This window comes from Brevundimonas bullata, from assembly GCF_003350205.1.
Lineage (GTDB): Bacteria > Pseudomonadota > Alphaproteobacteria > Caulobacterales > Caulobacteraceae > Brevundimonas > Brevundimonas bullata.
In genome coordinates this window covers 30,802-54,928 of the sequence record NZ_QLLC01000013.1, presented here as the reverse complement: position 1 = coordinate 54,928, position 24,127 = coordinate 30,802, and the positions used below count along the sequence as shown (strand labels likewise).

General features: G+C 67.9%; 24 protein-coding genes. 10 read left to right on the top strand and 14 right to left on the bottom strand.

Annotated features, from left to right (window positions below; translation table 11 throughout):
• Positions 1–18: 18 nt before the first annotated feature.
• From DXK21_RS08150 to DXK21_RS08135, 4 genes are all read right to left on the bottom strand, one after another.
• Complete coding sequence (locus DXK21_RS08150; protein WP_114817287.1) at positions 19–996, bottom strand: hypothetical protein; 978 nt, start codon at positions 994–996, stop codon at positions 19–21.
• Positions 993–2,333 carry a glycosyltransferase family 2 protein gene (locus tag DXK21_RS08145; protein ID WP_114817336.1) on the bottom strand — a complete coding sequence of 447 codons (1,341 nt, stop codon included), beginning with the start codon at positions 2,331–2,333 and terminating at the stop codon, positions 993–995. The genes DXK21_RS08150 and DXK21_RS08145 overlap by 4 nt, the downstream gene beginning before the upstream one ends.
• Positions 2,334–2,632: 299 nt before the next feature.
• Complete coding sequence (locus DXK21_RS08140; protein WP_114817286.1) at positions 2,633–4,234, bottom strand: ATP-binding protein; 1,602 nt, start codon at positions 4,232–4,234, stop codon at positions 2,633–2,635.
• Between the two features lie 117 nt (positions 4,235–4,351).
• Positions 4,352–5,740 carry a UDP-N-acetylmuramate--L-alanine ligase gene (locus DXK21_RS08135; RefSeq protein ID WP_114817335.1) on the bottom strand — a complete coding sequence of 463 codons (1,389 nt, stop codon included), beginning with the start codon at positions 5,738–5,740 and terminating at the stop codon, positions 4,352–4,354.
• A gap of 82 nt (positions 5,741–5,822) precedes the next feature.
• Here DXK21_RS08135 and DXK21_RS08130 point away from each other — a divergent pair, with 82 nt between their 5' ends.
• Positions 5,823–6,671 (top strand): LD-carboxypeptidase, encoded by an 849-nt coding sequence (locus tag DXK21_RS08130; protein WP_114817285.1) that lies wholly within the window; start codon positions 5,823–5,825, stop codon positions 6,669–6,671.
• A 130-nt stretch (positions 6,672–6,801) separates the two neighbouring features.
• On the opposite strand, the gene DXK21_RS08125 is transcribed toward DXK21_RS08130, so the two are convergent.
• Positions 6,802–7,284, bottom strand: a complete 483-nt coding sequence (locus DXK21_RS08125; RefSeq protein WP_114817284.1) for a retropepsin-like aspartic protease family protein — start codon at positions 7,282–7,284, stop codon at positions 6,802–6,804.
• A 211-nt stretch (positions 7,285–7,495) separates the two neighbouring features.
• Positions 7,496–7,723: a DUF1289 domain-containing protein gene (locus tag DXK21_RS08120; RefSeq protein WP_245945147.1), complete on the bottom strand. Its 228-nt coding sequence runs from the start codon at positions 7,721–7,723 to the stop codon at positions 7,496–7,498.
• Positions 7,724–7,887: 164 nt separating this feature from the next.
• On the opposite strand from DXK21_RS08120, the gene DXK21_RS16665 reads away from it, so the two are divergent.
• Positions 7,888–8,046 (top strand): hypothetical protein, encoded by a 159-nt coding sequence (locus DXK21_RS16665; RefSeq protein WP_170136955.1) that lies wholly within the window; start codon positions 7,888–7,890, stop codon positions 8,044–8,046.
• A gap of 120 nt (positions 8,047–8,166) precedes the next feature.
• On the top strand, positions 8,167–8,964 hold the full coding sequence (locus tag DXK21_RS08115) for a crotonase/enoyl-CoA hydratase family protein (protein ID WP_114817283.1): 798 nt from the start codon (positions 8,167–8,169) through the stop codon (positions 8,962–8,964).
• Positions 8,965–9,214: 250 nt separating this feature from the next.
• Here the strand turns inward: DXK21_RS08115 and DXK21_RS08110 are convergent, their stop codons facing one another.
• From DXK21_RS08110 to DXK21_RS08100, 3 genes are read right to left on the bottom strand one after another with little or no spacing between them, the layout of a single operon-like run.
• A complete protein-coding gene (locus tag DXK21_RS08110; RefSeq protein WP_114817282.1) occupies positions 9,215–10,231 on the bottom strand; it encodes an HlyD family secretion protein in 1,017 nt (338 codons plus the stop codon).
• Positions 10,232–10,256: 25 nt separating this feature from the next.
• On the bottom strand, positions 10,257–11,024 hold the full coding sequence (locus DXK21_RS08105; protein ID WP_376856817.1) for an ABC transporter ATP-binding protein: 768 nt from the start codon (positions 11,022–11,024) through the stop codon (positions 10,257–10,259).
• Positions 11,021–12,193 (bottom strand): ABC transporter permease, encoded by a 1,173-nt coding sequence (locus DXK21_RS08100; RefSeq protein ID WP_114817281.1) that lies wholly within the window; start codon positions 12,191–12,193, stop codon positions 11,021–11,023. Before DXK21_RS08100 ends, DXK21_RS08105 begins: the two co-directional genes overlap by 4 nt.
• 193 nt (positions 12,194–12,386) lie before the next feature.
• Here DXK21_RS08100 and DXK21_RS08095 point away from each other — a divergent pair, with 193 nt between their 5' ends.
• From DXK21_RS08095 to DXK21_RS08085, 3 genes are all read left to right on the top strand, one after another.
• Positions 12,387–14,480: a S46 family peptidase gene (locus DXK21_RS08095; RefSeq protein WP_114817280.1), complete on the top strand. Its 2,094-nt coding sequence runs from the start codon at positions 12,387–12,389 to the stop codon at positions 14,478–14,480.
• 270 nt (positions 14,481–14,750) lie between these two features.
• A complete protein-coding gene (locus tag DXK21_RS08090; RefSeq protein ID WP_114817279.1) occupies positions 14,751–16,817 on the top strand; it encodes a S46 family peptidase in 2,067 nt (688 codons plus the stop codon).
• A complete protein-coding gene (locus tag DXK21_RS08085; protein WP_114817278.1) occupies positions 16,814–17,344 on the top strand; it encodes a GNAT family N-acetyltransferase in 531 nt (176 codons plus the stop codon). The genes DXK21_RS08090 and DXK21_RS08085 overlap by 4 nt, the downstream gene beginning before the upstream one ends.
• Positions 17,345–17,540: 196 nt before the next feature.
• On the opposite strand, the gene pgsA is transcribed toward DXK21_RS08085, so the two are convergent.
• From pgsA to DXK21_RS08060, 5 genes are all read right to left on the bottom strand, one after another.
• The gene (gene pgsA / locus DXK21_RS08080; protein ID WP_114817332.1) at positions 17,541–18,173 is read right to left on the bottom strand and encodes a CDP-diacylglycerol--glycerol-3-phosphate 3-phosphatidyltransferase; all 633 of its coding nucleotides are present in this window, start codon (positions 18,171–18,173) and stop codon (positions 17,541–17,543) included.
• A gap of 83 nt (positions 18,174–18,256) precedes the next feature.
• On the bottom strand, positions 18,257–18,871 hold the full coding sequence (locus DXK21_RS08075) for a carbonic anhydrase (protein WP_114817277.1): 615 nt from the start codon (positions 18,869–18,871) through the stop codon (positions 18,257–18,259).
• Between the two features lie 44 nt (positions 18,872–18,915).
• Positions 18,916–20,805 (bottom strand): excinuclease ABC subunit UvrC, encoded by a 1,890-nt coding sequence (gene uvrC, locus DXK21_RS08070; RefSeq protein WP_114817276.1) that lies wholly within the window; start codon positions 20,803–20,805, stop codon positions 18,916–18,918.
• Between the two features lie 16 nt (positions 20,806–20,821).
• Positions 20,822–21,268, bottom strand: a complete 447-nt coding sequence (locus tag DXK21_RS08065) for a DMT family transporter (RefSeq protein ID WP_114817275.1) — start codon at positions 21,266–21,268, stop codon at positions 20,822–20,824.
• Positions 21,269–21,277: 9 nt separating this feature from the next.
• Positions 21,278–21,751, bottom strand: a complete 474-nt coding sequence (locus DXK21_RS08060) for an NUDIX domain-containing protein (RefSeq protein ID WP_114817274.1) — start codon at positions 21,749–21,751, stop codon at positions 21,278–21,280.
• Between the two features lie 154 nt (positions 21,752–21,905).
• Here DXK21_RS08060 and DXK21_RS08055 point away from each other — a divergent pair, with 154 nt between their 5' ends.
• The 4 genes from DXK21_RS08055 (at position 21,906) to folB (ending at position 24,104) form a co-directional block, all read left to right on the top strand.
• Positions 21,906–22,307 (top strand): dihydroneopterin aldolase, encoded by a 402-nt coding sequence (locus DXK21_RS08055; protein WP_114817273.1) that lies wholly within the window; start codon positions 21,906–21,908, stop codon positions 22,305–22,307.
• Positions 22,308–23,087 (top strand): SDR family oxidoreductase, encoded by a 780-nt coding sequence (locus tag DXK21_RS08050; protein WP_245945146.1) that lies wholly within the window; start codon positions 22,308–22,310, stop codon positions 23,085–23,087.
• Positions 23,088–23,181: 94 nt separating this feature from the next.
• On the top strand, positions 23,182–23,718 hold the full coding sequence (locus DXK21_RS08045) for a 6-pyruvoyl trahydropterin synthase family protein (protein WP_114817272.1): 537 nt from the start codon (positions 23,182–23,184) through the stop codon (positions 23,716–23,718).
• Positions 23,715–24,104, top strand: a complete 390-nt coding sequence (gene folB / locus DXK21_RS08040) for a dihydroneopterin aldolase (RefSeq protein WP_114817271.1) — start codon at positions 23,715–23,717, stop codon at positions 24,102–24,104. The genes DXK21_RS08045 and folB overlap by 4 nt, the downstream gene beginning before the upstream one ends.
• Positions 24,105–24,127: the final 23 nt, after the last annotated feature.

The following is a 24,127-nucleotide window of genomic DNA, read 5'->3' as shown; positions in this document are numbered from 1 at the left end:
GGAATGTCGCGGCTGAGCCTAGAAGGCGCGGACGATGCCGAAATTCACCTGGCTGTAATCGTAGGTATAGCCGCTGGCGACGGGGGTGTTGCTGTAGGTGAAGCTGGCGTTGATCGCCCATTCGCGGATGGGCGGGCTGACGACCTGGGCGTTGAAGTAGCGGGCGCTGCGCCAGTCGCCGCCGGTTTCCTTCTGCCCGCCGACGCCGCCAGCCACGACATAGCGCCATCCGCCGTAGTAGCGGCGCACCTGCAGCACCGGCATGATCTCGAGGTAGTTCTCGGGCGAGAAATAGTCGTACTCGCCGGGGTCGCTGCTGTGGAAATAGCGGGTGCGGACCTGGGCCGACAGCCCCCATTCCGGCTTCACCACATGGATGTAGTTGAAGCGCAGATGGGTGCGGACATTGTCGCCGGTGAAGTCCTGCAGTCCCGCGACCACGGTGAAGTTGTTGCGGTCATTGACCGGCAGGTCGAAGGCCCCGCCGACGAAGGTGTAGTAGAGGCCCTCGTCCAGGCCGCGCGGCGTTTCCAGAATCTCGCGCTCGACGAAGTATTCCTGACGGAAGCGGGCCTCGTTGTGGACGCTGGCCGAGCCCAGGACGGTCTCGCCGTCGGTCCCGACCTGGCCCTTCCACGACCAGTCGCCGGTCTTGTCGGCGAAACGCAGATAGAGGCGCTGATCCTCGGTCGCGTCGCCGCCCAGGGGCTTGAAGCGGGCGGTCTCGACCCGCAGGCCCAGATAGTCGTCGGGCCCGCGATAGCGCCAGTCGAGGTTGATCCCGGCCTTGACGACGTCCGTGTCGTCGGCGTCGGTCGAGGCGAAGACGTCCACGCCCACGGCGTGGGCGGGCAGGAAGCCTGCGGCGGCGCTGTCCGGGTGTTCGACGCGGGCGGTCTGCTGCGCGGTCTCGACGGTCTGGGCGCGGGCAAGGCCGGGCAAGACGAACGCGAGCGAAGCGGCGGCTCCGACGACGGCGGCGGGCAGGCGGTTCATTTGGTGCCCCATTTCTTGCTCATGCCCAGAATTTCGGCGCCATAGCCCCAGACGCAGACCGGCTGCATCACCAGACTGTATCCCAGGGCGTAGAAGAGGAAGCCCCCGAAGTTGCGGCGGACCTTCAGCCCTTCGCGCCGGAACATCTGACGCTGGATGCGGAAGATGAACATGTTCCACAAGGCGGCCAGCGGCAATACGGCCAGGGTCAGGGGGCCGGCGATCCAGAAGATCCCGAACAGGGCCAGCACCAGACCGGGGATGAAGATGAAGGTGTAGACCAGGTCCAGCGGCAGGAAGCACAGGTTCCACCAGATGAAGATGGTGGTCAGGCGCGGCTTGAACAGCAGGGAGCCGTGGGCCTTGAAGGCCTCGACCAGACCGCGCGACCAGCGTTTGCGCTGCAGGGCGAACTGCTTGAACTTCGTGGGCACATTGGTGAAGGCCAGGGCGTCCTCAGCGTAGCCGATGCGGTGGCCCTTTTCGAGCAGGGCCCAGGAGACGACGATGTCTTCGCCGACGCATTCCGGCCAGCCGCCGACCTCTTCCAGGGCGGCGCGGGTGTAGAGGGAGAAGGCGCCCTGGGCCACCAGGCAGCCGTGATACATGGACTGCATCCGCTTCACGGCGGCGATGCCGTGGAAATAGTCCCACTCCTGGGCGCGGGTCAGGAAGTTCTCGCGCGAGTTGCGCACCATGACGGCGCCGGCGACGGCGACAGTGTTGGCCGGGTCGGTCAGCAGACGCTCGACGATCTGGGCCAGGCCGTCGTGGCGCACCCAGGAATCGCCGTCGATGGTGATGATCAGGTCGTGCTTCGCCGCCTTCAGTCCCCGGTTCAGCACGGCGGCCTTACCTGCATTGACGGGGTAGTCGAGCACGCGGACCGTGGCGTTGGCGGGGAAGCTCAGCTCGCGAATGGCCTGTTGCGCCAGGGCGACCGTGGCGTCGGTCGAGCCGTCGTTGAGGACCAGGATTTCGTAGTCGCCGGGATAGGTTTGGGCCGCGAGACTGGTCAGGGTGTCGCGAATGGCGGCGGCTTCGTTATAGGCCGCGACCAGGATGCTGATCGCTGGATAGGAGGGCGGGCGGATGCGGGGCAGCCGCCGATCAAACAGCAGGGTGCCCAGCAGGAAGGCGTTCATGAAGCCCGGCACATAGGCGATGAAACCGATGGCGATCAGGGCGAAGGCCCAACTCGTCACCGCCGCCAGGTCGTTGAGCCACCGCTGCGACAGCCAGATGCTCAGGGCGGTCCAGGCGAAGGCCAGCACCAGGGCCAGGGTGAACTTCGCGGGCACCGACAGATAGAGGCGGCGATAGGGCCGCGTGGACACGGCCTCGACCGGGCCGGACGTCGATGACGGCGTCAGCCGCGGCGCGGGGCGATTCCGAACGGGGTCTGGCGACAGGGACGAGGTCAAGGGCGGAGGAACCTTGTTGAGGAGGTTCCATCCTAAAAGAAGCCGACGCGGACGATTGTAAAACCATGCCTCCCAGCTTCAGAATAAGCTTGGCTTTAATGAAGGCGCTGCCCGCGATGGAGATGTCGTCTGGCGCTTGGACCGCTGAAATCTGACGACGCTGAGTAATTCTTGGTCAAAACAGCGTTTGATATTGTTTCGTAAGGCGAATTCTAGGCCGCCGCGGCCACCGCGTGGCGCGACAGGGCCAGCCGGATGGCGTTCAGCAGGGCGTCGGGCTGGATCGGTTTCTGCGCCACCCCGTCCATGCCGGCCGCCAGATACTCGGCCTCGTCGCGCGGGTCGGCGTTGGCGGTCAGGGCCAGAATGGGAACGGCGGACGCGGGGCCGGGCAGGGCGCGGATGGCCCGCGTCGCCGCCACCCCGTCCATCACCGGCATCTTCACATCCATCAGGATTAGGTCGAAGGGCGCGACCGCAGCCCGCTCCAGCGCCTGTCGCCCGTCGTCAGCCGTCTCGTGGGTGCAACCGAACAACTCCAGCACCTTGCCCGCGACGAAGCGGTTGGCGGCGTGGTCGTCCACCACCAGCACGTGCAGGGTCTCGTGCGTCGTCGGCGCGGCGGCCCGGTCCTCGCCCCGCCGCGCGTCGGCCTCGGCCAGCGGCAGGTGCAGGTCGAAGCGGAAGCGCGCCCCGCCCGACGGCGACCGCTCCAGCGCCAGTCGTCCCTCCATCCGCTCGACGATCTGACGGCATATGGCCAGGCCCAGCCCAGCGCCCGCCCCCTGACGCCCGGCCTCGCCGGTGTTGAAGGGCTCGAAGATGGCGACCGCCGCCTCGTCGCTGACGCCTGGCCCGCTGTCATCGACCACGGCGTCCAGCCGCACCCGGCCGTCGTCCAGCCGCGTGCTCAGATTGACCTCGACCGCGCCGACTTGCGTGAACTTCAAGGCATTGCCGATCAGGTTGTTCAGCAACTGCTTCAGCCGCATCTCGTCGCCGACGACCCAGCGCGCGGCGGCCGTGTCCGTGGTCACGCTCAGGCGCAGGGCCTTCTCCTCCGCGCGGGGCCGCCACAGGGCCGACAGGTCGGCGGCCACGGCGTCCAGGTCCAGCGGCGCGGGCTCCAGGGTCAGCACGCCGGCTTCGGCGCGCGACATATCCAGGGCGTCGGTCAGCAGCCGCAGCAGACTGGTGCCCGAGTCCAGAATGGTGCGGACATAGGGGCGCAGCGAGGCTTGCGTCAGTTCACGCTCCATCAGGGCGGCCACCCCCAGCACCCCGTTCAGCGGCGTGCGGATCTCGTGGCTCATCACCGCCAGGAACTCGGACTTGGCGCGGCTGGAGGCGCGGGCCTCGGCTTCGGCGCGGACCAGGTTCTGGGCCAGTTCGCTCATGGCCTCGGCGCGGCGCTTGTGAATGGCCACCCCCGCCTGCATGACGTGCAGACCGGCCCCGACCCCGACATAGCGCCCGCGCGAGACGACGATGAAGCCCTTCAGCAGGGCGCCCAGCCCCGCCGCGTCCATGGTCTGGAACAGGACGTCGGCCGAGGCGTCGGCCTCGACCATCAGCGGTTCGGGGTCCATCAGGGCCGAGACCGGACGCCGCGCATAGAGGGCGCGGCCGAACTCGGCGGCCATCTTCAGGGTGAAGGCGTTGCGCTCGATCAGGCCGACCGGCCGCCCGTCTTCGTCCGCCACGGCGATGACCAGGGTATCCGGCTCGGCTTGAAAGCGGTCGAAGGCCTCGGCGCCCAGGGCCTCGGGCGCCATCGGCGGCGCCGCCTCGACGAAGTCTCCGATCCTGGCCATCTGGTCGCCTCTCCCGCGTTCTGCGAGAGCGCAGTTAGGCGGGCGGCGCTTAACAGCCGATTTTCCGAAAGTGAATGTTTTACAAGGACAATTTGACGATTGCTCCGGGCGCGGAGCTTATAGACGGGCCAGCAGCTCCGCCGCAAAACTCGACAGGCTGTCGTCGCGCGCGCCCATGACCACCACCCGGTCGCCGGGGCGGGCCAGGTCCACGATCCGGTCGCCGCAGTCGGCGCGTGTGGCCAGGGCCTCGGCCTGACGCCCCTCGGCGCGCACGCCCGCGGCGATGTCCTCGGAGCCCACGCTGCGGTCGGTCGTCCCGCCGTAATAGACCGGCTCGGGCATCAGCAGGACGTCGTGCTCGCGCATCAGCCCGGCGAAGCCCGCGATGAACTCGGACTTCATCAGCTTGAGCGGACCAAAGCCGTGCGGCTGGAACAGGATCAGCAGCCGCCCGTCAAAGGCGTGCAGGGTCTTCAGCGTGGCGGCGATCTTGTCGGGGTTGTGGGCGAAGTCGTCGATGACGGTGACGTCATTCTGCGTCCCCACCACCTCCAGCCGCCGCCGGATGCCGGCGAAGGTCTCCAGCGCTGCGACCGCCTCATCGACCGACACGCCCAGAGCCTTGACCGCGCCGAGCGCCGCGAGCGCATTGGCGACATTGTGCGCGCCGGGGACGTTCAGCACGACCGCGCGGGGGGCCTCGCCGCGCACCCGCAGAGTAAAGGTCATGCCGGTCGGCAGGGGCGCCAGGTCATGCGCCGACAGGTCGGCCTCTTCCTCGCCGAGCGCGAAAGTGACGGCCTTGCCGGGTTCCAGCTCCTGCGCCAGCGCCGCCGTCTCGGGGTTGTCGAGGTTCAGCACCGCCGTCTGCGCCCGCCCGACGAAGCCGCCGAACAGGTCGCGCAGCTCCTCCATCGACTTGTGGTCCAGCGAGATGTTCGAGACGACCGCCACGGTGGCGTCATAGCGGGCGATGGAGCCGTCGCTCTCGTCCACCTCGGCCACGAACAGATCGGGTCCCCCGACCAGGGCGCTGGCGAAGGGGTGGTCCGCATCGGCGAAGTTCTTCATCACCGCGCCGTTGACCACGGTGGGCTGGCGGCCCGCCTGATCCAGAATCCAGGCTGCCATGCCGGTGATGGTCGACTTGCCGCTGGTCCCGGCCACGCCGATCGAGGTCGGGGCGGCGTTGAACAGTTCGCTCAGCAGCTGGGGGCGGGTCTTGATCTCTGCGCCCACGCGCTTCGCCGCGCCGATGTCGGGCACCGTGTCCTCGACCGCCCCAGTGGCGACCACGATCTGATCGGGGCTGACCACGCCCGAGCCGTCCTGCGGATGCAGGGTCACGCCGTGGGCGCGCAGCCAGTCGAACTTGTCCGGGGTCCGCCCCTGATCCAGCGCCCGGTCCGAGCCGCTGATGCGGTTCCCTTGCGCCTGAACGATCATGGCCAGGGGCAGCATGCCGGACCCGCCGACGCCGCAGAAGAAATAGTCTTTGTTCATCGGCTTGATTTTGACGCGCGAAACCGGGGAATGTCCGACGGCCTGACTAGCACGGGCGACGCCGGAGGCCAGCCCCATCCCTATGCCAGAATCCAAGACTGGACCCTTCAAGATCGGCGTCGTCAACGCCAGCTCGCGTCTGGACCCCGAGCGCGGTCAGGCGATCCAGGCCTGGATGGATGCGGCCTATCCGGGCGGCGAAGTGCAGCTCGTCTTCCATCCCCAGAGCTTCAACAAGCACGGTCATTTCGGCGGCGACGACGCCACCCGCGCCCGCGCCTTCGTCGAGTTCGCCAATGATCCGCGCCTCGGCGCCCTCTGGTTCGCGCGCGGCGGCTACGGCGCCTGCCGCATCGCCGAGGCCGTCCTGCCGCAGTTGACCGATGTGGCGAGGAAGAAGCGCTACCTCGGCTACTCCGACGCCGGCAGCCTGCTGGCCCTGCTCTACAAGGCGGGCTTTCCTCATGTGGCCCACGGACCAATGGCCTCGGACGGGGCGCGCCACGACGCCACGGGCCGTCGCGCGGTCGACTGGCTGGTCAGCGGCGACCGCGCCTCGCTGGAGCCGTCCTTGCTGGACGACCCGCGTCCGACCGTCGCCTTCAATCTGACCATCCTCAACGAACTGGTCGGCACAGCGCTGGAGCCCGACCTGACCGGCCACGTCATCATGCTGGAAGAGGTGTCCGAGGCCCTCTACCGCGTCGATCGGATGATGTTCCACCTGACGGGCCAGGCCTCGATCCGCCGCGCGGCGGGCATCCGCCTGGGCCGGGTTTCGGACGTCACCCCCAACGACCCCGACTTCGGCCTGACGGCGGAGGAGATCGTCCGCTACTGGTGCGAACGCTCGGGCATTCCCTACCTGGGAACCGCCGACATCGGCCACGACCCGGATAACAAGGTGGTGCCGTTCGGCGTGACGCGCTGAAACCCGTCATCCCGGCCAAGCCTCTCACAGAGAGGCGCAGAGCCGGGACCGCCCAAGGCGCCGACATCAGCATTTCCTGTGGTCCCGGATAGCGGCTGCGCCGCTTCCGGGATGACGAATGGGGAAGGCCTCAGCCCTTGAAGGTCAGCCCTTCAGGCCGGGCCTCGAAGCCCGACAGCCGGCCCAGATAGCTCATGCCCAGCAGGGACGCCGGCATGTCGGCGTCCACCACCAGGGCCTCGACCGAGGTCAGCCGCACCCCCGCCACCGCCAGCGACGGCAGGACGACGGGCGCCGCCTTCACCGGACCGGCGGCGGTGTTCAGGGTGCGGGTGAAGTCTCCGGCGCCGACGCTGACGCCCGCCCGTTCCGCGTCGGCGCGGCTCAGGGTCACGACGCTGGCGCCGGTGTCGACCAGCATCCGCATGGGCCGACCGGCCACGACGGCCTCGGCCCAGTAGTGACCGTCCGCCGAGCGCACGACCGAAGGCGCGGCGATGGCGGCTTGCGCTTCGCCCGTCCCGTCCATCCAGCGCAAGGCGCCGGCACAGGCCAGCGACGTGGCCAGGGCGGCGGCGAAAACGACAGCAGAGCGCGGATCGATACGGATCATGACCCTACTGTGCCGCAAGGGTCTTGGCAGGCGGTGAAGCGATACGGCGAACGAAAGGTTGACGGATGAACATCGTTACGCGCGACGTTCTTCGTTATCCCGGCCGCAGCCGAAGGCGGAGAGCCGGGACCGCCCAAGGCTCTGCGGTCGACGCTTCCTGCGGTCCCGGATAGCGGCTCTGCCGCTTCCGGGATGACGGCGCAAGGGGGACCTAACCGCCCAGCAACACCGGGTCGATTAGCCCTCGCCGCCCCTCCAGTTCGCCCATGATCTTCGCCCGTTCCTCCTCGCTCATCCGGCTCCAGGTCGCGATTTCGGGCAGGGTGCGAAAACAGCCGAGACACAGCCCCGACGCCCCGTCCACGGTGCAGACCATGACGCAGGGCGTGGCGACGGCGCGCGGCGGTTTGGCGGGCGAGGGGGCGGGCGGCTGGCTCATGTTTTATGACGTGAACACTACAATACGTCCGACATCGGACCAAATTCTTGACTTTTTAACCAAGCGGAGCTATCTAGGACCCTGACGCGAAACGACTATGACGGTGAGATCCCCGATAAGCACGACGCGTCTTCTTTCATCGTTCAACGAAAGGAGACGCCCAAATGAACGACAAGGACCGTAATCTCCAGCACGCCATGATGTCCTTCGCCCTATGGGGCGGGATGCTGGTTAACACGAAGCAGATGAACCCCGCGAACAACCGCGCGGTCAGTCACCCTTCGAACTTCGTGCCCATTACGATCAAACGGCCGCGCGCGTAGTCGCGAGGGTATTTGATCCAAGCCATAAGCCCCGGTCACAACGACCGGGGTTTTTCAATTCCGCTTGCCTTAACCCGCCGCCCCGCTGAAACCGGCTCCATCATCAAGAGGAGCATCGCCATGGGTCTGATCGTCGAGGAGCGCCGCGGCGCGGTCATGGTCTGGACCCTGACCCGGCCCGACCGATTGAACGCCCTGCCGGATCTGGAAGACGGCGAGGCCTTCGCCAAGGTCTGCGAGGCGGTCAACGCCGACCCTTCCATCCGCTGCGTCGTCATGACCGGCGCGGGCCGGGCCTTCTCGGCGGGCGGCGACCTGAAGGCGATGAAGGCGCGCGCCGACCTGTTCGAGGGTTCGGGCGCCGCCATCCGTGAACGCTATCGCCGCGTCGTCCACCGCATCGTCCGCTCGCTGTACGGGCTGGAGGTTCCGCTGATCGCCGCCGTCAACGGCCCGGCCATGGGACTGGGCTGCGACATCGCCGGGCTCGGCGACATCCGCATCGCCTCGGACCGCGCCAGCTTCGGCGTGCCCTTCATGAAGCTGGGCATCATCCCCGGCGACGGCGGCTCCTGGCTGCTGCCGCGCAACGTCGGCTATGTCCGCGCCGCCGAAATGCTGTTCACCGCCCGATCCATCGATGCCGAGACCGCCGACAAGTGGGGCCTGGTCAACCGCGTGGTCCCGCACGAGACCCTGATGGACGAGGCCATGATTACGGCCAACCAGATCGCCGCCCAGCCGCCCCAGGCCCTGCGCATGGCCAAGAGCCTGCTGCGCCAGGGCCGCGACATGAACTTCGATCAGATGCTGGAGCTGTCAGCGGCCATGCAGGCCCTGGCCCACCTGACCGAGGACCACATCGAGGGTGTGACGGCGGTGCTGGAAAAGCGACCGGGGGAATTCAGCGGCCGCTAACCGGCGATTGCAAAGCGACTTGTCCTACTGCCTTTCCTTGCCGTCATTCCGGGACGCGAAGCGGACCCGGAATCCAGGCGCCAGATATATCGCGTCCATGTCGGGACGAGGCGTCTGGGCCCCGGATCGCCCCTCCGGGACGTCCGGGGTGACGGAGTAGGGGCGCCGACACCCTGGTGCTGAGTTTGGGTGGGCCAACAAAAAAGGGGCGCCTCGCAGCGCCCCTTTTCGTGTTCAGTGTCGCGAACCCTTACCGCTTGGCCGGCGTCTGCATCGAGCGGGTGGCCGGCACCCCGACGACGCTGTCGGCGCGCTTGGCGCCGGCGGTTTCGCCCGGCTTCATGAACTTGACCAGGACCCGTTGGCCGATCAGCAGCGGCGCGTCGTTGACGGCCACGACCACCTCGACCACGCGCTCGTCCGACCGCTGCGAGGGATCGTCCGAGGCCAGCTTGCGGGCGCCGAAGACGGCGGCGCGACGCAGGACCTTGCCGATATAGACCTTAGACGGGTCGCCTTCGGGGGTGATCTCGACGGCCTGATCGGTGGTGATGTTCGGAATGTCGGCCTCGACGATTTCGGCGCGGGCGATGCGCGGGGCGTCGGGCTCCAGATCGAACATGTTCGACACGTTCAGGGTCGAGGCGCCGGCGCCGGGGTTGGCGTAGCGGCGCACGATACGGCCGTCCTGCGGGGCGCGGATGACGGTCAGCTCGACGTTATAGGCGGCCTGGTCGCGGCGGGCGCGGGCGGTCTGGATGGCCGACTGCTGGGCGGCGAGGCGGGCCTGGGCCGAAGCGATGGCGTCGCGGGCCTGGTCCAGCCGCTGAGCGGCGACGAAGTTGGTCGAAACCAGCTTCTGCAGCCGGTCGTACTCGCGCTGGGCGGTGTTGATCTCGACGTTGATCAGGCGCAGCTGGCTTTCGGCCTGGGCCACGTCGGCCGCCGCGCTTTGCAGCGACAGGCGCGGCTCGTCGTCTTCCTGACGGGCCAGGATCTGGCCGGCTGTGACCCGGTCGCCTTCCTGCACCAGGACTTCACGCACCACGCCGCCGCGACGGGCCGCGATCTGGATGATGCCGCCCTCGATGTCGATCTTGGCGTTGGCTATGGCGGCGTAGGGGCTCTCGACCTTCTTCTCGGCGGCGGCGGTCGCTTCCGCCTTCTTGGCGGCGCTGGCCTTCTGGAACAGGCCGAAGCCGACGACGAGCGCGATCAGCAGCACGAGGCCGATCCAGAGCCATTTGTTTTTCAGGAAAGCGGGCATGTGAGGCGTCCTTGAGGATCGGTGTTCAGTGCGAGGCCAGAACGGCGTCGGGATTGGGGGTGCGGCGCTGATCGTCAATGATCACGCCGTCTTCGATGTGGATGACCCGGTCGGCCCAGGCTTCCAGACGCGGGTCGTGGGTCACGCAGATGACCGCCGCGCCATGTTCGGTGGCGGCCCGGCGAAGAAGTTTAATGACGATCTGGCCGTTCTCGCCGTCCAGGGCCGAGGTCGGTTCGTCGGCGAACAGGATCTGCGGGTCCTTGGCCAGGGCGCGGGCGATGGCGACGCGCTGCTTCTCGCCGCCGGATAGGGCCGCCGGGCGCTGATGCAGGCGATGGCCCAGGCCGACCTCTTCCAGCGCCAGGGTGGCGCGCTTCTTCGCCTGATCCGGGGTCAGGCCCTGGAACTTCAGCACCGTCGTCACCTGTTGCAGGGCGCTGAGCGACGGAAACAGGTTGAAGCCCTGGAAGATGAAGCCGCAGTGATCCAGCCGGAACTTGTCGATCTTGCCCGACGAGAAGGACCACATGTCATCCATGTCCAGGGCGTCGACCCGGCCCGCTTCGGGCTTCAGCAGACCCGACAGGGCGGCGATCAGCGTCGACTTGCCCGAACCGGACGGTCCCATGACCATGGTCAGGTCGCCGTGACGGGCGTCGAAATCCACGCCCTTCAGCACCTCGACATAGTTCTTGCCGGACTTGAACCGCTTGACCAGACCCTTGGCCTCGATGGCGAACTCGCCATGCCGGCCTTGAACCTTCGTATGCCCAAAAGTCATCGTGTTCATCGCAGCAGGTCCGCAGGTTGGCTCTTCTTGAGGATGCCCATCGACAGGAAGCCCGACAGCATGGCGATGGCGATCAGACCGCCGCCCACCACGATCAGCAGGGGCAGGGGCAGGGCGATGATGACGGCCTTGGACAGGGCGAACAGCGACAGCAGCCAGGTCAGGCCGATGGCGGCGGCGACGCCGACCACCCCGACCCAGAAGCTCAGCTCCATGACGATCCGACGCAGGCTTCCCATGCCCACGCCCAGGGCGCGCAGCGAGGCGAACTCCTTGATGTTGGCCATGATGGCCCCGCGCAGGGTCTGCCAGGTAATGGCCACGCCGATGATGATGCCCAGCACCATGCAGCCGCCGATGATGATGACCAGGATGCCTTCCTCGAACATGGCGCCGGCGTTGGCGTCGGCCAGTTCCTGACGGGTCCAGGCCTTCCACTGGCCGTTGCCCATGGCGTTCAGCTGGGTCGCGACGATCTTGGATTGCGACGGGTCGCGCAGCTTGATCATCAGCGGACCGACGCGCGGGCCGGTGTCGGCCTGACCCACCATGCGCAGGGTGTCGCGCGACATGACCACGCCCGGCTGCATCATGTTGGGATAGCCGCGGGTGACGCCGACGACGGTGACGGTCTGACCATTGTACAGGGCCTTGTCGCCCAGCTTGACACCCAGGGTCGTCAGCGCCGTTTCATCGACCGCGACGGTGTAGGGCTGACGCAGGGCGTCGACCAGTTCGCGCGAATAGTCGGTGGGAATGGTGACTGAGCCGGGCGTGGTGTCGATGATGCTGGACTGAACGAATTTCTGACGCGGGGCGCCCTGCTTGGCGCGCTCGGCCTGGCTGCGGGTCGGGTCGACCTCCTTGATCGACTGGAAGGTCCCGCCGGCGCCGTCCAGAGGCTGGACCTCGACCACGGCGGGGTGGTTGTAGGCCAGCGGAATGAAGCGGCGCGGCACGCCCGACGGTCCGCCGATCAGGCTCTTGGCCCCCGGCTGCATGATGATGACGTCGGCGGCCGAGCGCTCGATCTGGGCGGTGAAGCCCTTGCCGATGCCGATGAAGACCCCGGTCATCGCCAGCACGAGCAGACCCGAAAGGGCCAGCGCCATGACGGCGGCCATATAACGTCGCCACTCAAAGAGCAGCGTGGATAGCGCGAGTGACATGACGCGTCTCAAACCCCTGACTTGCAGCGTTATCTGAGGCCGTGCCGGGCCGGGGCCAAGTTAAATCGGGGTAAGGGTTCCGCTTCCCCCGGACGCGCAGCAGGACTATGGGGGCTTGAGGCCCGTCCCTGGACGGCGCTAGTTACACAATAACAGACGCGAGGCGCCGGGCCTTGCGCGCCGGGAGAGCCCCATGTCGCTTCGTCGCACCTTTTCCTTCACCGCCTCATTGGCAGCCCTGGGGGTCGCCGCCGCCGTGACCGGCGCGACCGCCACCCCGGCGCTCGCCGACGAGGGCATGTGGACCTTCGACAACTTCCCGATCCAGACGGTCAACGACAAGTACGGCACCCGCATCGACCAGTCGTGGCTGGACGGCGTGCGCAACGCCGCCGTGCGCCTGCAAGGCTGCTCGGCCTCGTTCGTCTCGGGCGAAGGCCTGATCCTGACCAACCACCACTGCGTCATCTCCTGCGTCCAGGACCTGTCCACGGCCCAGAACGACTACGTCAAGAACGGCTGGATGCCCGCCACCCGTGAAGAAGAGAAGACCTGCCCCGGCCAGACCGCCGAGGTCCTGACCGGCATCACCGACGTGACCGAGCGCGTGCTGGGCGCCGGCGCCGGCCTGGAAGGCTCGGCCTTCGTCACGGCCCGCGCCGCCGAGATCGACAAGATCCAGAAGGACGCCTGCGGCGACGACCGCAAGCTGACCTGCCAGGTCATCAGCTTCTATCGCGGCGGCAAGTACGCCCTGTATCAGTTCCGCAAGTATGAAGACGTGCGTCTGGCCTTCGCGCCGGAGTTCCAGGCGGCCTTCTTCGGCGGCGACCCGGACAATTTCAACTTCCCCCGCTACGCCCTCGATGCCGCCTTCCTGCGCGCCTATGAGGACGGCAAGCCGGTCGCCACGCCGAACCACCTCAAGTGGAATCCGAGCGCGCCCAAGGAAGGCGAAGTCACCTTCGTCGCCGGCAACCCCGGCTCGACCTCGCGCCTGCTGACCATGAGCCAGCTGGAGCGTCTGCGCGACCAGCAGATCCCCACCACCCTGATCCAGAGCTCGGAACTGCGCGGCCGCCTGACCGAATATTCGACCCAGGGCGACGAGGAGAAGCGCGTCTCGGTGGACCCGATCTTCGGCCTGGAGAACGGCTTCAAGGTCAACTACGGCCAGCTGGGCGCCCTGACCGACCCGGCCTTCATGGGCAAGAAGCGCCAGGAAGAGGCCGAGCTGCGTCAACGCGTCGCCGCCGACCCGGCCCTGGCCGAACGCATCGGTGATCCGTGGGCGGACCTGGAAAAGGTCCAGTCGACGGCTCGCGACCTCTACATGCCCTACCGCCAGCTGGAAGGTAACGCCGGCGGCGGTTCGACCCTCTATTCTTACGCCCGCGCCATCGTCCGCGCGTCGAAGGAACGCGCCAAGCCGGTCGCCGAACGCCGCGCCGGCTACGCCGACAGCGACATCGCCGCCCTGGGCCGTCGTCTGGCCTCGGAAGCCCCGATCGCCAAGGGCGTCGAGGAGATCCAGCTGTCCTTCTGGCTCTCCAAGACCCGCGAATACCTGACCGTGGACAACGCCAACGTGAAGGCGATGCTGGGCCGCGAAAACCCCGAGGGCATCGCCGCCAAGCTGGTCGAGACCAAGCTGATCGATCCGGCCTTCCGCGCCGAAGCCCTGGCCATGACGCCGGAACAGCTGGCCGCCTCGGGCGACCCGATGATCGCCTTCGTCCTGGCCAACGACGACGCCGCGCAAGCCGTCCGCACCCAGTGGGACGCGGGCGTCAACGGCCCGACCGCCCGCGCCGCCGAAAAGGTCGCCCAGGCCCGCTTCGCCGTCTATGGCGACAACCTCTACCCCGACGCGACCTTCTCGCTGCGCCTGTCCTATGGCCAGGTAAAGGGCTGGACCTATCGCGGCGTGACCGTGCCGGCCTTCACCTACATGGGCGGCCTGTATGAGCGCGCCACCGGCGCCGAGCCGTTCAACGCGGCTCAGCGCTTCGTCGATGCCGAGAGCCGCATCAACAAGAACGTCGTCTATGACTTCGTCTCGACCAACGACATCATCGGCGGCAACTCCGGTTCGCCGGTGATCAACGCCAAGGGTGAAGTGATCGGCGCCGCCTTCGACGGCAACATCCACTCGCTGGGCGGCTCGTTCGGCTACGACGGCGAACTGAACCGCACTGTGACGGTCTCCACCGCCGCCGTCACCGAGGCCCTGCGCAACGTCTACAACCAGCCGCGCCTCCTGCGCGAACTGGGCGTGACGCGCTAAACGACTGCGTCTTTCCTCCCCATTCCATGGGGAGGGGGACCACGTAGTGGTGGAGGGGGCGGCGCAAACGCCTGCCGTGGAGTCGCCCCCTCCGTCACGTCGCCTTCGGCTCCGCGCCACCTCCCCATCGCTGCGCGACAGGGAGGAAAGATACGCCCCCGTCTGACGCAGCGCCCTGCTAGCTTCTCTTGATCCGCGCCGCCGATTTCAGACTATTCAGACGAATTGGACTCTGTTTTTCCTCGCCAGAGTCTGAACCAGGAGTTCTCCATGCGTCACATGTTCTTCGCCTCGGCCGCCGTCCTGGCCTTCGCCGCCGCCAACTCCGCCAAGGCAGAGGAAGGCATGTGGACGTACGACAACTTCCCCATCGCCCGCGCCAACCAGACCCTGGGCACGAACATCGACCAGGCCTGGCTCGACAAGGTCCGCCTGTCGTCGGTCAAGTTCGGCGGCTGCTCGGCGGGCGTCATCTCCGGCGAAGGCCTGGTGATGACCAACAACCACTGCGTCGCCACCTGCGTCGCCAACCTGTCCACGCCTCAGCTGCAGTACGCCGAGACCGGCTTCACGCCCAAGAGCCGCGAGGAGGAGCTGAAATGCCCCGGCGGCTCGGCCGAAATCCTGACCGAGATCGTCGACGTCACCGAACGCGTGCAGAAGGCGGGCGCCGGTCTGGACGGCCAGGCCTTCACCCAGGCGCGCGAGGCCGAGGCCGGCCGCATCGAAACCGAGAACTGCGGCGATGATCCCAAGATCCGCTGCCAGGTCGTCAGCCTGTACCGCGGCGGCCAGTTCAAGCTCTACAAGTTCCGCAAGTATTCCGACGTGCGTCTGGCCTGGGCCCCGGAAGACCGCGCCGCGACCTTCGGCGGCGACCTCGACAACTTCTCCTTCCCGCGCTTCGCCATCGATGCGGCCTTCATCCGCCTGTATGAAGACGGCAAGCCCGCCCTGACCCCGACCCACTTCACCTGGAACCCGAACAAGCCGACCGAGGGCGAGCCCGTCTTCGTCACCGGTAACCCCGGCTCGACCCAGCGTCTGCTGACCCAGTCGCAGCTGATGACCATCCGCGACGTCGTCCTGCCGCTGGACCAGCTGATCGCGTCCGAGCTGCGCGGCCGGCTGATCCGCTACTCGGAAGAGGGCGAGGAACAGGCCTTCATCGCCATGGACCCCATCGTCGGCGTCGAGAACACCTACAAGCGCGGGCGCGGCCGCATGGCCGCCCTGATCGACCCGGCCTTCATGGCCGCCAAGGCCGAGGCCGAGGCTGACTTCCGCGCCCGTGCGGCGGGCGGCGCCACCGACCCGTGGGCGACGCTGGACGCGGTTCAGCCTCTGGCGCGCGAGCTCTACGCCCCTATGGCCTTGCTGGAAGGCGGCACCGGCATGGGCACGACCTCGGTCGCGGGCGGCTCGCCCCTGTTCCAATGGGCGCGGGCCATCGTGCGCGGCGCCCAGGAACGCGCTAAGCCGTCGGATCAGCGTCTGGCCGAGTATGCCGACAGCCGCCTGCCGGGCGTGCAATCCGGCCTCTTCGCCGAGCGCCCGACCTACCCGGAGCTGGAGCAGATCCGTCTGGAATGGTGGCTGTCCAAGACCCGCGAATGGCTGACCGTCGACAGCCCCTATGTCCGCACCCTGCTGGGCAAGAAAAGCCCCGAAGCTCTGTCGGCCCGTCTGATCACCGGCACCAAGCTGGCTGATCCCGCCGTACGCCGCGCCCTGTGGGAAGGCGGTCTGCCCGCCGTCCAGGCCTCGACCGACCCCCTGATCCAGTATGTTCTGGCCATCGACGCCGACGCCCGCGCCGTGCGCAAGACGTGGGATGACAAGGTCAAGGCGCCGACCGACCGCGCTTCGGAACAGCTGGCCGCCGCCCGCTTCGCCGCCTATGGCGACGCCGTCTATCCTGACGCCACCGGCACGCTCCGCCTGACCTATGGTCGGGTCGAGGGCACGGATGTTCCGGGCCAGCGTATCGGCGCCTTCACCACCTTCGCCGGCCTGTGGGACCGCGCCACGGGCGCCGAGCCCTTCAACGTCGCGCCCAAGCTGCTGGCCGCCAAGGACCGCATCGACCCCAACGCGGTGATGAACATGGCCGTCTCGTCCGACACCATTGGCGGCTCGTCGGGCTCGCCCGCCGTCAACGCCAGGGGCGAGATCATCGGCGCCAACTTCGACTCCACCGTCCTGACCCAGCGCAACGCCTACGGCTATGACCGCAACGTCAACCGCAGCGTCATCGTCACCACCCAGGCCGTGACCACGGCCCTGCGCGACGTCTACGGCATGGATCATCTGATCGAGGAACTCGGGGTCAAATGACCGCGACGACCTTCCGTCCCGCCGCGTCTTCGGACGTGGCGGGGCTGCACCGCCTGATCGAAAGCGCCTATCGCGGCGACGCTGCCCGGGCCGGCTGGACCCACGAGGCCGACCTTCTGGGCGGCCAGCGCACCGATCAGGCTGAGCTGCGGGACATCCTCGCCGACGCCCGCCGGGTCATCCTGCTGGCCGAGGTTGACGGCGTCCTGACCGGCTGCGTCCAGGTGGCGGACCAAGGGCAGGGTCTGGCCTATCTCGGCCTGCTGACCGTCGATCCGACCCGTCAGGCCGGCGGTCTGGGCCGACGCCTGATCGAGGCCGCCGAGGCCGAGGCTGTCGCTCGCTTCGCCGCGACCCGCATGGAGATGACCGTCATCCGCCAGCGGACGGAACTGATCGCCTGGTACGAACGGCGCGGCTACGTCCTGACCGGCGAAACCCGGCCCTTCCCCCTGGACGACGAACGCTTCGGCCTGCCGCAGACCCGCGAACTCGAGTTCGTGGTCATGGACAAGCCGCTCCAATAAAAAACCCTCTCCCGGCGGGAGAGGGCTTGAGCCTCGGAGAGCCGAAGGCGATCCGCAAGGCGAAAGGGTGAGGGGCTATGGTTCCAGTCGGCGGCAGCCGTGGCGCGGGCGGCGCGCGCCGACGGATATCGGCGATCCTCATCCGGCCCTTCGGGCCACCTTCTCCCACCGGGAGAAGGGACCGACTAAGGGCTGGTTACAGATCCCGCATCTGCTTCTGGGCGGCGTTGAAATACTGCCAGCCGGTCCACAGGGTGATGAGGGCGGCCAGCCAGATCAGGGTGTCCGAGAACAGCTGGAAGTGGGGCAGGTAGTCAAACGGCAGGCCCCAGCCGTCCCAGTTGCGGGCGAACAACTGGCAGCCCAGGGCCACCATTTGCAGGGTGGTCTTCCACTTGGCGGCCAGGGTGACGGGCAGGGTGATGCGCCCGGCCATGGTCTCGCGCAGGGCCGAGACAGCGAACTCGCGGAACAGGATCAGGCCGCAGGGGATGATGATCTGCTGCACCGAACCCGAGGTCAGCACGCCCAGGATGGCGCCCGTGACCAGGATCTTGTCGGCGATCGGGTCCAGAATGGCGCCCCAGCGCGTCTCGGCGTTCCAGCGCCGCGCCAGGTAGCCGTCGATCCAGTCCGTCGAGGCGGCGATGACGAAGATCCAGAAGCCGGTCCGGTACATGGCGAACTGGTCGTCCGGGCTCAGCATGGCCGAGACGAAGGGGAAGCCGCTGGTGGCGCCGGCCAGCAGCAGGAACATGACCACGCCCGCCGCCAGACGAATGCCGGTCAGGATGTTCGGGATCGGGTTGGCTTTGTGGGCAGAGGTCATCATCACGTCCATTGCAACGCCTGAGGGTGTGGCACGGTTCGCCACAAGAGGCGAGGGCGGCGACTTGTCCTCTCAGCGAAGGCTCAGCCCAGGCGCTCGAACCGCTTGGCGCTGGTCAGCTTGGACAGGATGCCGTCGGCGATGCCGAAGTGCAGGCCGCTGAGCACCAGATCGCCCGCCGCCTCGCGCTCTGCGATCCAGGGGAAGGTGCGCAGGTTGTCGATCGACAGGCGCACCACGGTCTCCTCGGCCACCCGCTCCACCTGATCGGCGGGGAAGTCCTCGACCACGCGGCGCACGGTCGGGGCGGCCTGCTCGACCCAGGGGGCGACGAAGTCCTGGCAGTTGGATGGCGAGCCTTTCAGCATGGCGTTCACGCCGCCGCAGAAGGCGTGGCCCATGACCACGATGCGCTTGACCTGAAGCACGTTGACGCCGAACTCCAGCGCCGCCGAGACGCCGTGCAGCTTGCCGTCGGGTTCATAGGGCGGGACCAGGTTGGCGACGTTGCGCACGACGAACAGCTCGCCCGGCGCCGTGTCGAAGATCAGGGCCGGATCGGCGCGGCTGTCGGAACAGGCCACGACCAGGGTGTGCGGCTTCTGGCCGTTGGCGGCCAGGGCCTCATACTCGGCGCGCTCGGCGGGCCAGCGGTTCTGGCGGAAGCGGTGATAGCCGTCGGTGAGTTCATCGGTCATGAGCGCCTTCCTAAACCCGCAGCGGTTTCCGGCTCAAGTCCCGATCAGGACTTGTGGAAGAAGCCGTGGATGCGCTCGGCCAGGGCCTGATTGACGCCGGGGACCTTGACCAGATCGGCGACCGAGGCCCGTCCGACGCCCTTGGCCGAGCCGAAGGCGTGCAGCAGGGCCTTCTTGCGCCCCGGCCCGACGCCCTCGATCTCGTCCAACGGGTTCTTGGTGATGTCCATGGAGCGACGCTTGGCGTGGGCGCCGTTGGCGAAGCGGTGGGCCTCGTCGCGCAGCCGCTGGATGTAGTAGAGGGCCGGGCTCTTCAGCGGCAGCATGAAGGGCGGCTTGCCGGGCATGAAGAAGTGCTCCTTGCCCGCGTCGCGATCCGGTCCCTTGGCCACGCCGACGGCGGTGATGTCGTCCACGCCCAGGTCAGCCAGCACCGCCAGCACCTCGGCCAGCTGCCCCGCGCCGCCGTCGATCAGCAGCAGGTCCGGGCGCTCGACCGCCTCGCCCGCCTCCTCGTCCTTGACCATCTTGCCGAAGCGCCGGCGCATGACCTCGCGCATCATGCCGTAGTCGTCGCCGGGGGTCAGGTCGTCGCCGCGGATGTTGAACTTGCGGTACTGGTTCTTGCGGAAGCCGTCAGGCCCGGCGACGATCATGCCGCCGACCGCATTGGTCCCCTGAATATGGGCGTTGTCATAGACCTCGATCCGCTCAGGCCGAGCGTCCAGACCGAAGGCCTCGCAGACCTCGTCCAGGATCTTCGACGTGGCCGAATTCTCGGCCATCTTGCGGCCCAGGGCCTCGCGGGCGTTGGTCAGGGCGTGATCGACCAGGCTGAGCTTGCCGCCGCGCAGGGGCCGGGCGATCTCCACCCTGTGCTCGGCCTTCATCGAGAAGGCGGCTTCCAGCAGCTCCAGCTCGTGCGGGCGGACGTTGGACAGGATCAGGCGCGGGATCGGCTTGTCCTCGTAGAACTGGCCGAGGAAGGCGGCGATGATTTCGGGGTCGCTGTCGGTCTTGTCCACGCGGGGGAAATAGGCGCGCCCGCCCCAGTTCTGGCCGGCGCGATAGAAGAAGACCTGCACGCAGGCCTGCCCGCCCTCGGCGTGCAGGGCGAAGACGTCGGCTTCGGCCACGCCGTCGGCGTTGACGCTGTTCTCCATGGAAATGGCCGACAGGGCGCGGATGCGGTCACGCACGCGGGCGGCGGTCTCGAAATCCATTTCGTCGGACGCCGCCTGCATCTCCTGCGACAGGCGGCTGATCACCGTCCGCGACTTGCCGCGCAGGAAGGCCTCGGCCTCGTTCACCAGTTCTGAGTAGTCCTCCAGCGAGATCAGGCCGGTGCAGGGCGCCGAGCAGCGCTTGATCTGATGCAGCATGCAGGGCCGCGTCCGGGTCTCGTAGACGCTGTCGGAACAGGACCGCAGCAGGAAGGCCTTCTGCAAGGTGTTCAGGGTGTGGTTGACCGCCCAGGTCGAGGCGAAGGGGCCGAAATAGTCGCCCGGAATGTTGTGGGCGCCGCGATGCTTCCGCACCTGGGGCGCGCGGTGGTCGCGCCGGATCATCAGCTCGGCGAAGGACTTGTCGTCGCGCATCAGAACGTTGAAGCGCGGCTTCAGCTTCTTGATGAAGTTGGATTCGAGCAGCAGGGCCTCGGTTTCCGACGCCGTGACCACCAGCTCCATCGACCGGGTCAGGGACACCATCAGGCCGATGCGCTGGGTGTGGAAGCGGCCCTGCGCATACTGGATGACGCGCTTCTTGAGCGACTTGGCCTTGCCGACATAGAGGCAGGTCCCGTCCTCGCCGTACATGCGATAGACGCCGGGCTTGTCGGGGGCGCGGCGCGCCTCGTCGGCGATCAGCTCGGCGGCCTGAAGCGGCAGCGGGGCCTCGGTCTCCCCGGGAATGTCAGTCGTCTCGTCGGTCATCGGGCGGGATATAGGGTCAGGACCGGCGAACCAGAACCACGCCGCCGATCACCAGGGCGATCCCGGCGATGCGGCCCAGGCTCAGAGGCTGCTTCTCGACGCCCAGGGCGCCGAAATGGTCGAGGATCAGGCTGAGCGCCAGCTGACCCGCGATCATCAGAGTGATGGTGGTCGCGACCCCGAGGCGCGGCACGCCCCAGGCGGCCGACACCACGAAGGCGCAGCCATAGAGCCCGCCCATCCACGCCCACCACGGCAGGGACTTCATCGCGCCGACGTCAGGCCGCGTCTGCAAGGCCAGGGCCAGGCAGCCCAGCGCCACCGTGCCGACCGCGAAGGAGATGAAGGCGGCGTTCACCGGCGACCCGACCGCCGTGACCAGCCTGGCGTTGGTCGGACCCTGCAAGGCCGTGGCGGCGCCCGCCATCAGCAAGGTCAGAAAGACGAGGATGGGAACCTGCATGGGCCGTCTCTACCAGTTCGGATCGGCGGGCGCGCCGCCGAAGATCTCGGCCAGGCGGTCGCGGGTGGCGCGGGTCGTATCCTCGGGCAGGGCGTCGGGGGCGAACCAGCCGATCTCGGCGATCTCGCCATGGCTGGTGCGCTCGGTCAGGTCGAAGGCGTCGATGGCGAAGACCAGGACGTGATCGCCGGGAAAGAAACGCTCGTTGGAGTGGACCGAGATCAGGCGCGGTTCGCTTTGGGCGATCAGCCCCGCCTCCTCGCGCAATTCGCGGACCACGGCGGCCTGGGTCGTCTCGCCCTTGTCCACCCCGCCGCCCGGCAGCCACCAGCCGTGCAGATAGGTGTGCTTGACCAGCAGCACCCGGCCCTCGCCGTCGACCGCCAGTCCGCGCACGCCCAGCGTCATGCCCCGCCGCATCCGCGAGACGGCGAAGAAGACAGGCCGGGTGAAGGGCTCGATTCGGGTGCGCCAGGTGGTCATGAGGCGATGATAGGCTTTGGCGGGGCGGCTTGAACAGTCGCGCCTGTGCCTCTATGCGAAGCTTTGAACAGGAGCCTTCCCATGCTGGCCATCGCCATCATCTTCGCCTTCATCGCCGTCATCGCCGCCGTGAACTTCTTCGAGTTCGGCCGGGTTGACTGAATCCGCTGCCGGCGCGGGCGGGTTCGACTGGCGTCACGCCGGGGACCATGTCCGCGTCCTGTTGTCGGACGTGGCGGTCGATGTGCGCATCGGCCTGCACCCGTGGGAGCGGCACCCTGAGCGCCCCACGCGGCTGATCGTCAATGTCGAGATGTTCGCCGCCTGGCCTTTGGCGCAGGGCGACTTCATCGATTACGACCGGGTGCGCGATCACATCAACGGCTGGCGCGGGCGTGAGCACGTCGAGCTTCTGGAGACCCTGGTCGAGGAACTGATCAGGTTCTGTTTCGCCCTGCCGCCGGTCGAGGCCTGCCGGGTGCGGATCACCAAGCCGGACATCTTTCCCGAAGCCGCCGGCGCGGGCGTGGAAATCTTCCGCCGCAGGCCGGGCTGAATGAACGAGCCCCTGAACAAGGTGGTGCTGATCACCGGCGCCGCGCGCCGCGTGGGCGCCGGTCTGGCGCGGGCTCTGGCCGAGGCGGGCTGGGACGTGGCCGTCCACCATCGCGGCGGGGCGGACGAGGCCGCCGCCCTCGTGGTCGAGCTGTCGGGCCAGGGCGTGCGGGCGGCGGCCTTTCAAGCGGACCTGAATGAGGCGGGCGAGCGTGACGGCCTGATCGACCGGGTGGTCGGCCATTTCGGGCGGATCGACGCCCTGATCAACAACGCCTCCCTGTTCCGCTATGATACCCTGGCGACCCTGACCGAGGCGTCGTGGGACGAGCATCTGGCCTCGAACCTGACCGCGCCAGTCTTCCTGATCCGCGACTTCGCCAGGGCCATCGAGGCGGCGGACGGGCAGGGCGTGGTGGTCAATATCCTGGATCACAAGGTGGACAGCCCGAACCCGGATTTCTTCGCCTATACGGCGGGCAAGGTCGGGCTGGCGGGGCTGACGCGGACCCTGGCCATGGGGCTGGCGCCCCGCATCCGGCTGTGCGGCGTCTCGCCCGGCCTGATCCTGCGCAGTGGCGAGCAGACCGAGGCCGAGTACGAAGCCGCCTGGCGCGACACTCCGCTGGGGCGCGGCGCCTCGCTGGACGACGTGGCCCGCACGGTGCGCTTCGTGCTCGAAACGCCCAGCCTGACGGGGCAGAACCTGACCATTGACGGGGGCGATAGCCTGATCGGTCGTGGGCGGGACGTGGCCTTTGACGGGATTCCGCTTCCCTGAGGCGGCCTTTACTTCGCCGCCGTCACGGTGTTGATGCGCGAACCCTTCGCGGCGCCTATATGGGGCGACTGCGTTTTCGGAACCCTTGCCTCTGATGCCTGCCGTCCAGTTCACCCGCCGCTTCTCGATGGCGCACCGGCTGATCGCCGATGCGGGGTCGAAGTGCGCCGTGCCGCACGGGCACAATGAGTTCGTCAAGGTGACGCTGGAGCCGACGGCCGAGATCGCCTTCGGCCAGTCGAACCACGCGGCCTCGTTCGAGCAGTTGAAGCGGCGCTGGCACGGCTTCGTCGACCGCAGCCTGGACCATGCCTTCCAGCTGAACCGCGCCGACCCGCTTCTGGACTGGTTCCAGAGCCATGAGCCGCAGCGGCTGAACCAGGTCCTGACCATCGACGGCGATCCGACGACCGAGGCCCTGGTCATCGCCCTGTGGCGCAAGCTGGAGGCCATCCTCAAGGCTGAGGGCCTGCCCTTCTGCCTGGCCGAACTGGCCATCGAGGAGACGCCGACCAATACCGTGCTGACGCGCGGCCTGACCGAGGCCGAGCGGGCCTGGAAGCTGGGCGACTGGTGCGACCGGGCCGATTTCAGCATCAATGACCTTCTGCCGCCGGAGACCTGGTCGTGAGCGCCGTCGTCACCCCCTTGCCCCTGTCCGAGCCGCGCCGTCTGGGTCTGACCGTGCTGGTGCGCGGGCTGGAGGTTCAGGCCGCCATCGGGGTTCACGCCCATGAGCATGGTCGGCTGCAGCCCCTGTTCGTGGACGTCGAACTGGACCTGGGCGCCGGGCCGATCAACCGCCTGTCCGATACGCTGGACTATGAGGGCGTGGCCCGGATCGCGCGGGAACTGGCGGGCGGCGAGCACATCGCCCTGGTCGAAACCTTCGCCGAGCGGGTGGCTCTGGCCTGTCTGGCGGATCATCGCGTGCTGGCGGTCAAGGTGCGGGTGGAGAAGCCCGGCGCCATTCCCGGCGCGGCGGCGGCGGGCTGCGAAGTCGCCTATTCGCGCTGAGGCCGGTTGCGCGGGGCGTTGCG